Source organism: Flavobacteriales bacterium (assembly GCA_020635855.1).
GTDB lineage: Bacteria > Bacteroidota > Bacteroidia > JACJYZ01 > JACJYZ01 > JACJYZ01.
The window spans coordinates 1,742,873-1,758,362 of record JACJYZ010000002.1 but is presented as its reverse complement, the minus strand read 5'-3'; the positions used below and the strand labels follow the sequence as shown (position 1 = coordinate 1,758,362).

Annotated in this window: 11 protein-coding genes; 9 read left to right on the top strand and 2 right to left on the bottom strand. The window is 50.4% G+C overall.

Translation table 11 applies throughout. From position 1 onward, the window contains the following. Nucleotides 1-13: 13 nt before the first annotated feature. The 9 genes from H6585_07205 (at nucleotide 14) to H6585_07165 (ending at nucleotide 12,140) form a co-directional block, all read left to right on the top strand. Nucleotides 14-2,461: a TonB-dependent receptor gene (locus tag H6585_07205; protein MCB9448114.1), complete on the top strand. Its 2,448-nt coding sequence runs from the start codon at nucleotides 14-16 to the stop codon at nucleotides 2,459-2,461. 44 nt (nucleotides 2,462-2,505) lie between these two features. After that, nucleotides 2,506-3,252: a hypothetical protein gene (locus H6585_07200; GenBank protein ID MCB9448113.1), complete on the top strand. Its 747-nt coding sequence runs from the start codon at nucleotides 2,506-2,508 to the stop codon at nucleotides 3,250-3,252. A 77-nt stretch (nucleotides 3,253-3,329) separates the two neighbouring features. Beyond that, complete coding sequence (locus H6585_07195) at nucleotides 3,330-4,904, top strand: PDZ domain-containing protein (protein ID MCB9448112.1); 1,575 nt, start codon at nucleotides 3,330-3,332, stop codon at nucleotides 4,902-4,904. A 93-nt stretch (nucleotides 4,905-4,997) separates the two neighbouring features. Then, nucleotides 4,998-6,299 carry a deoxyribodipyrimidine photo-lyase gene (locus tag H6585_07190; protein ID MCB9448111.1) on the top strand — a complete coding sequence of 434 codons (1,302 nt, stop codon included), beginning with the start codon at nucleotides 4,998-5,000 and terminating at the stop codon, nucleotides 6,297-6,299. Nucleotides 6,300-6,400: 101 nt separating this feature from the next. After that, nucleotides 6,401-7,222: a S8 family serine peptidase gene (locus H6585_07185; GenBank protein ID MCB9448110.1), complete on the top strand. Its 822-nt coding sequence runs from the start codon at nucleotides 6,401-6,403 to the stop codon at nucleotides 7,220-7,222. Beyond that, nucleotides 7,219-9,150, top strand: coding sequence for a hypothetical protein (locus tag H6585_07180; protein MCB9448109.1), 1,932 nt, complete (start codon nucleotides 7,219-7,221; stop codon nucleotides 9,148-9,150). The genes H6585_07185 and H6585_07180 overlap by 4 nt, the downstream gene beginning before the upstream one ends. Then, a complete protein-coding gene (locus H6585_07175; GenBank protein MCB9448108.1) occupies nucleotides 9,147-10,649 on the top strand; it encodes an FAD-binding protein in 1,503 nt (500 codons plus the stop codon). The genes H6585_07180 and H6585_07175 overlap by 4 nt, the downstream gene beginning before the upstream one ends. Nucleotides 10,650-10,684: 35 nt before the next feature. Next, nucleotides 10,685-11,626, top strand: coding sequence for a TIGR01212 family radical SAM protein (locus H6585_07170; GenBank protein ID MCB9448107.1), 942 nt, complete (start codon nucleotides 10,685-10,687; stop codon nucleotides 11,624-11,626). Nucleotides 11,627-11,636: 10 nt separating this feature from the next. Continuing rightward, on the top strand, nucleotides 11,637-12,140 hold the full coding sequence (locus tag H6585_07165) for a hypothetical protein (GenBank protein MCB9448106.1): 504 nt from the start codon (nucleotides 11,637-11,639) through the stop codon (nucleotides 12,138-12,140). Nucleotides 12,141-12,152: 12 nt separating this feature from the next. Here the strand turns inward: H6585_07165 and H6585_07160 are convergent, their stop codons facing one another. Both H6585_07160 and H6585_07155 read right to left on the bottom strand, forming a co-directional pair. Beyond that, a complete protein-coding gene (locus H6585_07160) occupies nucleotides 12,153-13,430 on the bottom strand; it encodes an MFS transporter (protein MCB9448105.1) in 1,278 nt (425 codons plus the stop codon). A 206-nt stretch (nucleotides 13,431-13,636) separates the two neighbouring features. Next, on the bottom strand, nucleotides 13,637-15,268 hold the full coding sequence (locus H6585_07155) for a right-handed parallel beta-helix repeat-containing protein (GenBank protein MCB9448104.1): 1,632 nt from the start codon (nucleotides 15,266-15,268) through the stop codon (nucleotides 13,637-13,639). Nucleotides 15,269-15,490 lie beyond the last annotated feature (222 nt).

Here is a 15,490-nt window from a genome sequence, read left to right as displayed (position 1 = left end):
AAAATATAGAATCATGAGAGTTGTTTTTACGTCGTTGTTGTTGATTGCAGGTTTCACCCGATTATTCGCTGTTGAACCGCCCAAAGGAAGTGTAACGGGTTCCGTGATGTCCGCATCCGAAGGCCAACCCGTTGAATTCGCCACCGTTTCTGTTCACAATGTGCTGGATTCGGTCTTGGTATCCGGTACCGTTACGGATGCACAAGGCGGGTACGTAATCAAAGATCTACCTGAAGGAAAATACTTTTTAAGGATCGGGTTCATTGGCTATAACACGCAGGAGGTGTCGGATGTGAACATCTCTTCCAAGAACTGGCACGTGACCGTGCCTGCGGTGAAATTGCAGGAAATGGCTACGGCGTTGCAAGAGGTTGCTGTTACTGCAGACAGATCGCTGGTGGAAAACCACATAGATAAGAAGGTGTTCAATGCTGAAAAGAGCATGGCCAGCCAGGGAGGAACCGGCCTGGATCTGATGAAGGAGGTTCCTTCCGTGGATGTGGATGCGGATGAGAATATTTCCCTGAGAGGTGATGGCAATGTGAAGATACTGGTTGACGGTCGACCGCTTACAGTTCCGGCGTCGCAATACCTGAAGCAACTTCCGGCCAATGCTATAGAAAGGGTGGAAGTGGTCACCAACCCATCCGCCAAATACGATCCGGAAGGCATGTCGGGCATCCTGAACATCATTCTGAAAAAACAAAAGCAATCCGGTTTCAACGGAAGCGTGAACCTTTCGGCCGGAAGAGGAAAACGAAACAAGGGCAATGCCGGAATCAATTTGAACTACAGGAAAGACAAGTTCAACTATACCTTCGGGTATAACCAGAGCAGGGGTGAAGGTTGGTTCGGGGGTGAGATAGACCGGAGCTTTGTATTACGCGACACGTTGTTCGGCCAGATCGGATCGGACGAAGGCGCATTCAATTTTGTGAACCACTGGCTCCAGGGTGGAGTTGATTTCTTTCTGAATGATCGCAATACTTTCTATGTTTCCGCCAATGGCCAGTTCAATGATAATCAGGTGAAGCGCCACTACGACAATGCATTCCTGGAGGCGGATGAGGTTTCCTACACATCCAACCGCGAGTCAACCAAAGACGTTAATGGTCAGAATACCAAAGTCAATGCAGGCTGGCAAAAAAAGTTCAAGAAAAAGGGACAGTCCTATGACCTGGATGTGGAATACAGTGTGGGCAACAACCCAACCACAGAATCCAACCTGGAAACATTCGACCCGCTGAATTCAGGATACATGTTTGATATGGTTTCGCAACGTGTATCATTCAAAGATCTGGACAAGCTGTTCAATGTTCGAAACGATTTCGTGTTACCGGTGAATGATTCTATACGCTGGGAAACCGGTGTACATTACACAGGTACCTGGCTCAATGAAAACGTATATTCGGAACGACTTCAATCCAACTCGGGAGAATACGAACCCGATACCGCCATCAACAACGAATTCAACTATGCACAACATGTAGGTGCCGTGTACGGAATTTACCACAGGCAACAGAAAAAATGGGGATATCAGTTCGGCCTCCGGGTAGAGAAAACTCTGGTGGATGCTGAGTTGCTAACCACCGACCAGTCTTTTACAAATACCTATACTTCCTTTTTTCCGTCAGCACATGTCAGCTACAAGATTAAAGAAATGGATGAACTGTCTTTCAGTTACAGCCGCCGTATCAACAGGCCGGATCCCAATGAGCTGAATCCATTCCCGAGTTCTTCGGATCCGTATACGGTTATGATGGGAAATCCTTTCCTTAAACCCGAATTCATTCATGTGTTCGAGGTGGGCTATCTGAAGTATTGGGAGAAATTCAATGTGAACGGTACAGTTTACTACCGCCACGTAAATGACATGAAGCGGCGTTTCCTGGATCTCACCGACGAGGGCGTTTCCGTGGTTAGCTTTGACAACCTGTCAACAGGTCACCTGTATGGCGTTGAGGCTATCCTGACCTATAACCCGGCCAAATGGAACCGCAACACACTTACTTTGAATGCATGGCAAAATCAATTGGAAGACCCGGCCATCACAGAGAATTTGTCGACCACGAATGAAGGATGGAGTGCGACATTGGCCTCGTCGCTTAACCTTCCCAAAAACCTCAGCTTGCAGGTGAATGGTAACTATCGCAGCCGCATGGTGGTGGTGCAGGGTACCCTGATGCCCCGATATACCATTGATTTTTCGGCACGCAAATCCATCTGGAAAAACAAGGCCAGCATTTCAGTGCGTGTGAGCGATATCTTCCAAACCGGTGCGTTTCGCTTCAAGAGCAAGAACCTGATCAATTATGATTTTGAGATTGATCGCCGCTGGGAGTCGCAACAATTCTGGCTGACATTCACCTACAACTTCGGAAAAATGCAGCGAGGAGGTGGCCGCAGAACCAAACGGGTGAAAGATGCCAGCGATAATTTCTCTACGCCGGATATGAACTAAAAGCAGTTTGTTACATCTGCGTAAAAGCCTAACTTCGGACTTGAATGACGCAGATGTTTCAATCCTGGTTCTGGCTATGCCTTGGTGTGTTGATGTTCCCATGCACCGATTTGCAGGCCCAGTTTGTCAAGGTAGACAGTGTGTCCTGGACCATCGAGGTTCCCGTTACGTATGTGAAAACTTCGCTGTCTGGTCCCAACGCATTGAATCCCGTCATGCGGGTGAACGGCGACGGATTCGGCTGGAAAGCCGGCTTGGGACTCAAAAGACAGGTACTGCGGGATCTATATACCAGATTTTTTCTGCAAACCGTGCACACAAGGTTCAATGCGGTCACCCACGACACAGCCGGAACAACCATCAGCACGCACGAAGAGTTTGGTAAGTTTTCATATTCGGGGGCGGGTTTCAGGATCCAGATTGAAAAGGATTTCTATCATTTTGCGCTGGGTGCCGATTTTCTGGGAGGCACCACTTACCGGTCGGATCACATCGCAACCAACCCAACTGACGGAACCGTAATAAGGTCGTTCGGTACCAACAAATCCAACGCTGCAAGTCGTTTTGAAAGCCAATTGAACCTGGTGTTTGCCACCGGTTTTCGTATTGAACTGCAGAAGCATCTCTGGCTGTATCCCACCTTTGAATTCGCCGCGCCGCTCAAACCCCTCTTTCATAGCGGTGTGTATTCTGATGCCATGATTGATGTGGAAAGAGAGGAACTGAATGTGCAGTCGTTTCAGCTGCAATTTGGCGCTATACTTGGGTTTGATCTGTCCGGAAGACCTTAACAACTCTTAACACTTTTTAAAAGTATTGCGCAGGCTGACGGTTTACCTTTACCTCTGAATCCCAAAAAACCAACGTCATGCAACGCAATGCCCTATTCAAATTTGTTGTGATGCCGATTGCCATCCTGCTTCTGTCCGTCGGCGGGTGGTATGCATTGGCCAAAAACATCACCGGAGAGGATGACGGAGAGAGAAAAGTGAAGGTCACCATCCGGGTAACCGAAGATGGAAAAACCACGGAGACCACCAAGGAGATCACACTGGAAGAAGGCCAGGATGCTGAAGATGTACTTCAGGATATGGGCGTATTCGATCAGCTGAAGTTGAAAGAAGCAAAAGGGAACATCGAAATCACTGTGCGCTCTACAGATGATGATGACTGGAGCGAAGATCATGATTTCCGGTTCTGTTTCCCGAGAGGAGGATGGACAGCCTGTCACGACAGCCTGACCGAGAAGAAAGCATACCTGGGTGCAACCCTCGGCAAAGAGGGTGATAAAGGAGAAGGTGTGGTGATGGAAGAAGTGATCCCGGGTTCACCAGCCGAATCAGCAGGTTTGCAAAACGGTGACATCATCCAAAGCATCAACGGTACAACGGTGGATACACCGGAAGAACTGGTGGATGCGATACGCCACATGAAGCCTGGAGACAAAGCCCTGATTGCATTCAGCAGAGATGGTGAAAAGGAAGAAAAGGAAGTAACATTGGGCGAATCCAGCTTTAGTGCCATGTCGTTTCCTTTCCCGCACATCGAGTTCCTGGATCAGCAGTTGAAGAACATGGATTGGGACAAGTTCGGAGAGGAAATGGAAAAGAACATGAAGGATTTCGACTGGGATGCTTTTGGTAACCAAATGGAAGACGCCATCAATGAGCACGATTGGGAAGCGTTTGGAAAAGATCTGGAAGAACAGATGCGCGAACTCAGTGAATCCCTGGAGGACCACATCGGAAATACAGCCATGCTTGGCATCATGGGCTCGGGAGAACCAGGGGAGAACAGTGACGGAATACGTATTGAGCACGTGATGAACGGATCGGCTGCTGAAGAAATGGGACTGAAAGAAGGAGATGTGATTGCCAGTTTGAACGGCAATCCCGTTCGCACCATGTCCGATCTTCTGGATGGGGTCAAAAGCACAGGGGCAGGAAACGAGGTTACCATAGAATACCTGCGCGATGGTAAAGAAAATACGGCAACCGGAGTGTTGAAATCCAGGGAAGACATGCATGGCATGAACCCCAGCAGAAATCATATGTACATGCCCGAAGATCATGGCCATATGGAAGATCAGCACCACAAGGTCCGAATGACCATCCGCATCGAAGATGTGACCGATAAAGATCAGCAAAAGCTCTCATCCATGGATGGCGTGAGCGCTGAGAACAACCTCGAACTCCGCTCGGTTTCCTTAAGCCCCAATCCAGGTGACGGCCGGTTCGAACTGAAGTTCTCCGTCCCCAAAAGCGGCACAACCACCATTCGTATGTTTGATGCAAGCGGAAGAAGGGTGTACGATGAGACCTTGCACCAATTTAAAGGAGCCTACTCGCAGGTGATTGACATCAGTGACCAACCCAAAGGAATCTACTTCCTTAACATTGAACAGAACGGAAAAAGGTTCAGTAAGAAAATAGTGAAGCAATAGGGGTTTCATTCTTCACGAAGGCGACCGGTTGAGCACAATCAACCGGTCGCTTTATTTTTTTGAACTTTTCTCTGGGTTGAGTGTTCTGGATATATGGAAACCTCAACTCCTGAAATCTGCATATTCTGGTTCCGAAGGGATCTCCGGCTGGAAGACAACACCGGCCTGATGGCGGCATGCGCATCCGGCTTGCCTGTTCTGCCGGTTTTTGTTTTTGATGCATACTACACCCGGCAATTGCAGCCAGATGATGCACGCACCTTATTTGTATACCAACATCTGCAGAAGTTGCATGCTTCATTGCTTGCCTATAGCTCGGGATTGTTGGTCAAAAGAGGTGATGTGCTGTCTGTAATTCAGTCTCTATTGAAACAGTACCGTGTAGGCGCTGTTTATACCAACCGCGGATATGAGCCTCAAGACAGGGAGACCGAGCAAATCATTAACGTGGCACTTACAGACCAGGGTGTCGCCTTTCATACATTCAAGGATCATGTGATTTTTGAGAAGGACGAAGTGCTTTCTGCTACAGGCACCCCCTACACGGTATTCACTCCCTACAAAAGAAAGTGGTTGGAGGCGTATCGGCAAGTCCCGGTTTCGTTCACAGAAGATGTACCGGTATCAAGTGCTTTTTATAACTGGTCTGCGGAATTTCCAACGCTTGAGCAGTTGAGTTTCAGGCAGTCGCTCATTTCCATACCACCACCGCGGATGGAGGAGGAAGTATGGGTGAAATATGCCGACTCCAGAGACTATCCGGCCGCCAAGGCAGGAACATGTTTCGGACCGCATCTTCGTTTTGGTACCCTGAGCATTCGCAGGTTGATGCATGCCGTAACACCCGTCTCCGAAGTGTTGCAATCTGAGCTGATCTGGCGCGAATTCTTTTTTCAATGCCTGTGGCACTTCCCAGAGACGGTGAACGAGCCTTTCAGGACAAGAGGAAAATTTGTGACATGGCGCAACAACGAAGAAGATTTTGATCGCTGGCGGTCCGGTAACACCGGTTTCCCTTTGGTGGATGCCGGAATGCGACAGCTTGCAAAAACAGGAACCATGGCAAACCGGGTTCGCATGATCGCCGCTTCCTTTCTGGTGAAACATTTGCTGGTCGACTGGACATGGGGGGAGCGATGGTTTGCAGCGCATTTGCTGGATTACGAACAAGCATCAAATGTGGGCAACTGGCAGTGGGTTGCAGGAACCGGAACAGATGCCGCCCCATACTTCCGGATCTTCAATCCACTTGCTCAGCAAAAGCGCTTTGATCCGAAAAACACGTACGTTAAAGAATGGGTTCCCGAGTTCAATTCACCTTCCTATTTGCAACAACAACTCGACTTGAAAGTGGCTTCGCAAAGGGCATTGGAAGCGTTTCGTCAGGGAAAATGATTCATCCGGCTACGGAAAAAATGAATTTGTGTAATATTGCATCATAAACGGAGGTGAATGCCCGGAGTCCTCCGACCGGCTTTCCCCACACATCGCACACCATGGAAATTACTCAATGGGTGACAACCTTCGGGTTGCCGGCCCAAAGCCGGGGTATTAAAATCAAAGATCATTCGGTCGCATTGCTGGACAGTGGCATTGATGCAACACATCCGGATCTGGTTGGTGTAGTGAAGGAATCCCAGAATTTTTTCTGGCCGGGCAAAGATTGCACTGATACTGACGGGCATGGAACGCATGTGGCCGGGATCATATCAGCAACGGGTGCGGAACGCATTCGCGGAGCCATTCCCGGCTTACCACTCAACATCGGAAAAATTACCGGTGTACGTGGTTTCGGCATCAATGACGGTGTGCTTACCAATGCGTTGGCATGGGCTTTGGAAAAATCAGATGTGGTTTCCATTTCTCTCGGTGTCCCCCATGCGGTTGATGGCATCTCGGATCTGGTGAATGAAGCAGTGAAAAGAAACAAAATCATCGTTGCAGCCATTGGCAACAAAACCGAAGATAAGGGAGATGCAGATTATCCTGCCCTATATCCCGGCGTGGTGGCCGTGGGTTCGGTGGACGACAATTTTCAACTTTCTGATTTTACGGTTCAAAGTCCTGCCGTTGATATCAATGTACCCGGTCGGGATATCACCAGTTGCTATCCCATGATCAAAGGTGGATACGGAACCGAATCGGGAACCAGTATGGCAACACCGCTGGTGGCTGCCATGGCTGTATTGTTCAAAGCGTATTTTCCCGGAACCGGCGTGCAGGATTTTCGCACATGGCTGAAAAACATCTCTGAAGTTAAGCAGGTCAATGGGTACGACTACCGCGCCATTCGCCAGGAAATAATCCTCCTTAAATGAAAAAAATCCTCTGCTTTATAGGTGCCGCACTTTTTGCGTCGAGTGGAATGTCGCAGAACGCCTGGATTGATGCGCATCGTCTGGCCAGCTATGTAGCTCCGGCCAATTTCTTCGCCCCGGAATCGGATGAAGCAAAAACCATCATCCTGCAAACCCTCGACCAATACGGGTATCCGCGATCGGGGCAACAAGGCAATCCCTTCCTGGATCCCATGATGGCCCAGGGCGGACTCAGCAGTGCCGAGTCCACACAAGTACCATTGGCAGGCGGATTTTCATCCCTGAACCCTTTCGGTGGCCTGTCGGCAACGAACATTGCGGGTGGGCTTGCAGATTTTCTTGTGGAACGGGCACAAGCGGAACTCACCGTCAGCTTCTTTCAGAAAATGCAAAACGCACTGGCAAATGTGCCAGAACTGACGACGTTGTTTCCAGAAACTGCCAAACTGCTCTCTAACCTGGATGCCGCACAGGCCATGAACCTGGTGCCTACACTACGGCCTGCATTCCGAGACGACCTTGAGACGCTGACACAACATGTGCCCGACCTGGCCAGCATGCAGGTGGCAGCCAACGCCAAGCCGAAGGCGAAAGAGCGTGCCGTAGCCATAGAGAAGTTTTTTCACTCAAAAGACGGGCTTGTGATATGGGCTTTGTGCGATGTGTTTAACGGTATTGTTGATGGAGACGACCTTGAGGTTGCACTGGCTGCCATCTACCAGGATCCAATGTTTATGGCCGCTGAGGATTCGGTATTGTCCAACGGCGTGAACCTGATCAAACTGGCAGATTTCCTGGTTCGCGGAACAACAAGCGGTCGTGGCTTAAACTGGCAAAACCTGGTTACCAATGCCACACTCCGTAAAGTATACCTTGGCTTGCTTTGGTCGGATGCAAATCAACATAACATCCGATTCAAGGTGGGACAGAATGTGGTGTACCTGAAGAATGTAATAGAAGACCTGGATAAAAACCCCGCCGATATTCCCGCATTGTTCGCTTCCTGGCAGGGCATGGGTGACAATGGAAGAAAACTGGTTTCCGATATGAGGAAACAGAACACAGCCGATGACACACAGCGGTTGTCTGCCGCAATTCCCTACGCACAGCACCTGACCAACCTGTTCGAGTCGCTGGAAAAAACACTGGTGAAATTACAGGTGGTGAAGCCAGCACAGCAACTTTCGGAAGATGCGCGTAGCTTCATGTCGGAAATCAGGGACGACATTTCGCAGGCATCACATACCATGGCTTTGTTGCCAGCCATCACTGCCCAGGATTTTCAGGAAGTGGTCTACCATGCATTTCAATTGCTGGATGGTATGGACCTTCAAAGCAATCACATCCTTACTTATGCACGGTTGATGGCTGCGGTACTCACCGCCCAATCTTCAGATGAGGCAAAGCAAGCCATCGAGGCGATTGCGCTTCCGCCGGGTAGCGCTTCCGTGAAGCGTGCGTCTGCATGCAACATCTCGCTGAACGCATACATAGGCCCCTTCTATGGCAGGGAATATTCCACCACGGCCGGTACAGATCCGTCTTCCATTACCGGAATTTCTGCTCCGGTGGGACTTGCCATAAGCAGCGGTAAATGGGATAAAAAACAGAAGATCATCGCGGGAGGTACCCTGTTCTTCTCGGTAATTGATGTGGGCGCATTAACGGCTTATCGCCTTGAAAATACGGATGCGGAAGACTTGCCGGAGCTAAGTTTTCAGAACCTGCTCGCACCCGGCGCGTCTTTGTACCTGAACATCCGCAATACACCCTTCTCCGTGGGCGGTGGCGGACAATTCGGTCCGGCCCTCCGCGAAATAAGCTCAACCGGCACCGGCACCTCCAGTGCGGTACTTACAGGTGGAAAAAGATGGCATGTGGCGATTTTGGTGGATATCCCCCTGCTTAACTTTTTCACCAAGCCATGAAAGTCAAACAACGGTATACCTGGAGAAACTCCATCAAACACCTGGCGGTACAGCCGCTGAAATACTGGATCCCCGAATCGCTGGATGACCTCGTGGAAATCATTAATGAAGCCACCCGGCAAGGATTGCGCGTGCGCGCCGTCGGATCCGGTCATTCATTTTCGGATGTTGCCATCACGGGAGACTACCTGGTTGATACCCATTCCCTGAACCGGTTTCTGAAGATCAATAAAGACCAGTTGAAAGATGATTGGGTGAGCCGGAACCTGGTGGAAGTGGAGTGCGGAATTACCATCCACGATCTCAACAAAGGTCTTGACAGCCGGCAGATGGCCATCATCAACATGGGAGGCATCGATCACCAGACATTCGGCGGTGCGTCATCCACTGCCACCCACGGATCAGGCAGAAGCCTGCCCGCTTTGCCCGGCATGGTGCACTCGTTTGTGATGGTCACCGAGTCAGGTGAGATCCAACGTATCGAACCATCCAACGGCATAACCGATCCGGCGCGGTATACAAATTCCAAGATCCGGTTGGTACAGAACGATGATGTGTTTCACAGTGCCCTTGTGGGTTTCGGTGGTTTCGGACTGATCTATTCCTATACCATTGAGACACGTGATATGTATTACATCCGTGAAGACCGCGTGCTGCGAAAATGGGCAGAAGTGAAAGCAGCCATCCTTGACGGATCAATTCATAAGGATGATGACGGCTCGGAGCTTCGTTCGGTGAGCGTGCGGGTGAATCCTTACATCGTCAAGGGACAGTCTGACCACACCGCGATCCTCATCAGACACCGCGACCTGACAGAGAAACCGACGAAACGGGGCCTGGGGGGCGCTACACGACCGATCTTGTTAAGTATCCTTGGTTCCATACCGGGCATGCCCAGACTGGCGCTGATGTGGATGCAGCTCAATCCGCGCAAAATCCCGAAGATCGTGGAGAGCAGCCTCACCGGTATGAAAGACCGCATCTATACCAACCGGGCACACAAGGTACTGTTCCTCGGACAGGTACGGATGAAAGAACATGGCATGGATTCGGAGTTTGCCTTTGATGCCAACGATCCGGCACGCCTGGTGGCTGTGATGGAAAAGTTGTTTGCTACGGCAGAACATGTCTCAACCATCAGCAACCTGTATCACTCTTCACAGATCGGTATGCGGTGGGTGAGGTCATCCGGGCATTACATGGCTCCGGATTACAACATGGACGTTTGCTACATCGATACACCCAACGTGGCCCGTACCAAAGGCGCTTACGAGATCACTTCCCACTACCAGGATGTGCAGTTTTCCATGGGGGGAAGGCCTCACTGGGGCAAGCTTCACAACCGCATTACTTCGGGGTATCTGGATCGTATAGGGGCGTGGTATCCCATGTTCGGTGTGTGGAAAGAGGTGTTCGCCCTCTACAACAAAAGGGGAACTTTCCGCAATGCATTTACCGACAGGTTGGGTGTGGGACAGGATGCTTCGGCGGAGGCTTGATCCATTCCTCAAGCAAATTATTCCGATCTTGCAGCATGCAGGTTGCAAGCAGATATAACACTCCGGCTGAATTCTGGAAAAGCAGGTTCCCGGGGAAAATTCAGAAGGTATCCCTGAATACAGGTTTCACCTGTCCGAACCGTGACGGTAGCAAAGGATACGGCGGCTGTACCTACTGCAACAACAATTCATTCAACCCCGACTACTGCGAGCCCACCAAAACCATCCACAACCAACTGGACGAAGGCATCCGTTTCTTCTCCCGGAAGTATAAGGACATGCAATACCTTGCCTATTTCCAGGCCTACACCAATTCATATGCGGCGGATGATACGGTGATCCGCTTGTATGAAGAGGCGGTCAGCCATCCGCAGATCATCGGGCTTGTGGTGGGTACCCGCCCCGACTGTGTATCGGATCGTGTGCTGGATTACCTCGGCTCGCTGAACAAGCGAATGTTCGTGGGACTTGAATTTGGTGTAGAAAGTACGCTGAACAAAACCCTGGAATTCATCAACCGTTGCCACACGTTCGAGGAAACCATTGAAGCATATGACCGTGCTGCCGGTCGGGGACTTCACCTGGGCGCGCATATGATTCTCGGACTTCCGCATGAAAGTCAAGATGAAATGGTGGCACACGCCGATCGCCTGAGTCAACTGCCCATCCATGCGGTGAAACTACATCACCTGCAAATCATTCGGAAGACCATCATGGAGAAACAATACAAACTGCACCCCGAATGGTTCCCGGCATTTACACCCGAATCGTATGTGGAGCTTGTGGTTGATTTCCTCGAGCGCCTACGTCCGGACATTACTGTGGAAAGATTTATGGCTCAGGCACCGCCCGGACTGCTGGTGGCACCCCAGTGGGGTGGATTGAAAAACCATGAGATGATCAGCCGCGTGGAAAAACACCTGGAGGCCAGGGATACCTTTCAGGGCAAATTGTATCATCCTCAAACCCGATCCTGACATGAGAAAAATGTTGCTGCTGGCTGCGGCCCTGTTTACCGGCGCCCTTGCAAACGCTCAGAACAATTCACCCGCAACGCCATGTAAATGTTGCACGGCTCCACACCGGTCTTTTGATTTCTGGTTGGGGGAGTGGGAGGTAACCAACCCGCAGGGGAAACTCGCCGGTCATAACCGGATTACGATGGAGCAGGACAGCTGCGTGCTCGCTGAACATTGGACTGGCAACGGTGGCAAGTTCACTGGCACCAGCCTGAATTTTTTTGATGAGGGAGATCAGCAATGGCATCAGACCTGGACAGACAACCAGGGAGGTAGCCTGTTGTTGGCAGGCCGCATGATCAACGGTAGCATGGTGCTTGACGACAAGTCATCCACCGGCAATACCGAAACCTATAACCGCATCACCTGGACACCCAATTCAGACGGCACCGTCAGGCAACATTGGGAAAAAACCGAAGATGGGGGAAAGACGTGGGCCACCCTTTTCGACGGTACCTACAAGCATCCTTAGAAAACAATTTCTTTAGGCTTTTCCGGGAGAAGACACGGGTACATCAACCGGCTCTTTTTTTGAGATGATGTTGCGATCAATGTTCCACATCATCAGGATGCAGATAGCCATGCTGCACACCACCACCCAGCCGATCGTGTTGAAATGAAGAATCGGCTGGTCTTCTCCTTTCTGATCTACAATCAAGCCTGCGATCACTGAAGCAATTCCGCCCGACACCTGTTGAATGGACGAGTTGATGCCCATGAAGGCACCTCTGTCTTTAGGTTCGGGAACAGCCGTAATCAAAGCGGTGGCGGAAATGATGCGGGAGGATATCCCGATGAACAGAATCACGTTGATGGCCAGTACCAGCCAGAAAGTTGATGGTGGAAGATTTGTATACACATACACCATGAGCCCACCGATAACGGATCCTACGGCAAATACCCGGAACTTACCCAAGACGTCGCTCAGTCTTCCTATGATAGGACCTGTAACTACGGAGAATAAACCGGTGAACATGAAAAGCTGGGGCAGGTCATGCTCGGTCAAGCCCACATTGTTAACCAGGAATGCTGTACTGAAGGGCATCAGCATGAAGCCGCCGGTAGCGAGCAGTGTTGTGGTCAGAAATGCCTGAACATATTTCCATTCTTTCAGTGTATGCCACAAGTGCAGGAATGCATTCTTTTCCGACTTCAGCTTAAGATGTTCATTCACCGGTTTCATTTTGAAGGAAACCACAATTGCTACGGGGATGGACAAAGCGGCGATCATCAGAAAAGGAGCGTGCCAGTCGAATTGGTTGGCAAGATAAAGGCCCACGGGAAGTCCCAGGATCTGACTTGCGGCAAAAGCCATCTGCACAAAACCCATTACGCGCCCGCGTTGCTGAAAGGCGAAGAGATCTGTGATGATGGCAAAGGAGATGGAGGAGATTACACCGCCGAAAATACCTGTCAGAATGCGGGCACCCATCAGCAACTCATAGGTAGGGGCGAAACCGCACAGGAATGTGCCCAGGATAAATCCACCATAGAAGAACAACAACATCCTCTTCCGGTCGAACTTATCCGCAAACCCGGCTGCAAGGAAACCGGATATACCGGCACTGAATGCATAAGCGGAAACAACCAACCCGAATTCATGCGGTGTGATATGCAGCTTGTCCAGCAGGATATATCCCAACGGTGCCAGTACCATGAAGTCCAGTACGATTGTGAATTGCAGAATGGTCAGGATGGCAACAATGAATACCTGGTAACGGGTAAATCCGGGAGGTGATGGTTTGGGGTCAGCTAAAGGCATAAACTGGGATTTATTGCAGTAGGTTACACGGGCCGCTGCATTGCGAAGGTACGCTGAATTGTTGTATATACATCCAATGCGATATTAATTCGCAAAGTGTCTGTAGGAACAGGATGAATATGTGTTACATGTTAACCACATAGACACAAAGCACACATAGGTTGTTCACACAGCTATTGTGTCTATGTGCCGATGTGGTTCAATACTTATTCCACAACAATCTTCTTGTAGGAACCGGGAAGGTCTGGTGAGAGCAGAAGATACGTGCCGTTGCCCGGGATGGATATGGACGATGTCTGTTCGGGTTCCAGCATACCCGTCCACACCGTTTTTCCCAGTATGTCACTGAGGATGGCGGACACCGGATGGTCCATGGCGCCCAAGCGCACAAATACGGTGCCTGAAGATGGATTGGGAAATACGCGGATACAGGATTTCATCACAACCGGATCCAGGCCCACCGGTGGGGTGTACATCCAGGCGCCGATATCGTCCAGGTCGCCATTGCGATTCGCAAGGGTAGGGATGTTCGTGTCAAATGCATACAAAGGAGACATTGTGCTCATGCTGTTGTTCAGGGCACCGGCCTTACCGATCAATGGCGAATTCGTGTCGGGTTGGAACACGTGGTTGTTGAGGTCTGTGAACACAGGGTCGGCACCGGTGAGGTTGCCGCTGATGTCGTTCACGTTGGCAGAGCTGTTGCTATGACTGACACGCCAGTTGCTGTTCAGCCAGTTGTTGCGCAGGTCGGCCTTTCCATCGCTGTCTACCAGGGCCAGTTTGGTTCCGCCTGCGGTTGCATAGATCACGTTGTTGCGGATGTCGGCCGATTCATCATTGGTTGATAAGCGCATCAGTGTTGTGTTGCCACTGCGGAAAGACACCACCGTGTTGTAATAGAAATGGAGCGTTCCTTTGCGGTACAGGGATGCATCGCCGTTGTCGCCACCATAGTGCAGTATCTGGCTGTTGCCGTCGTTGTCGAATTCAACCAGCACGTTGTTGTACACAAATGTTTCGCGGTATTCAGGCATGTCGATGAGTTCGCTGTAGTCGGACTCCACCAGGTCGAGCTGGCGGTTGCCGCCTTCGATCCAGTTGTAGCGGATGACCGTGCCGGCAGAGCGGTCCTTGAGGTTATTCCCGAGGCAATTCGCGCGCAGCTTCCCGAATACATTGAACTGGTAAACGATGCCCTGCGCTTCGGTGTAGGTGTTGTGTTCGTAGATGCTGTTTTCCTTGCCATTGTCGTAAATGTGACAATACTCAATGAGGATGTTGGACGATTGCCATGCCACGAAGATGCCGTTGCCACAGTCGTGTACGTCGCAATGGCTGATGGTGATGTGGTCGCCTTTTTCCACAAAAATAGCCGCGGCATTTCCGGCAAAGGTGGAAGCATTACCTCCGTCATCAGTGAATGGGATGCCTTCTTTTCCTGTTCGGATGTCGAGGTTGCGGATCTCCACATAAGCTGCATCGTCGGAAGGTGTGCTGGTGCCACCGACCTTGATGATGCCCCGGTTCTCCGACCAGAAGTCGAGCTGCTGCCGGGTAACCGCACCGTCCCCATCAATCACAGGTAGAATACCGGCCGAGTCCACACCCATGATCACCACCGGGCTGGCGGCGGTTCCGTGCGCACCGATCACAAACTTTTCCCTGTAAGGTGCACTTCGGTAGTGAATCAGTACGGAGTCACCCGCGTTCAGATTTTCAAGGGGCACATCGGAAATGGCGGAATACGTTTGCCCCGGACCTACGTGATACGTGCTGGCGCTTACGAATAGTGGTATAAGTATAATTCCGATGATGAAAAAAATGCGGTTTGGCATGCATCCCTAATTTAAAATTGAACGTATTGAAAGGTCCTGATATCGGTGTTTGTTGAATCCGATATTTATATCAAGGGTCACTTAAGGAATATTTAATTTCCTTCATCAAGTTTGCTTGTCCAATTTATTTATCTTGGACCGGAATTGCTACCTCCGAATGCGTCTTTTTTTTTTCTTATTAACCTAAACTCAAAAGCATGATCAGACGATTTACGCGCACAC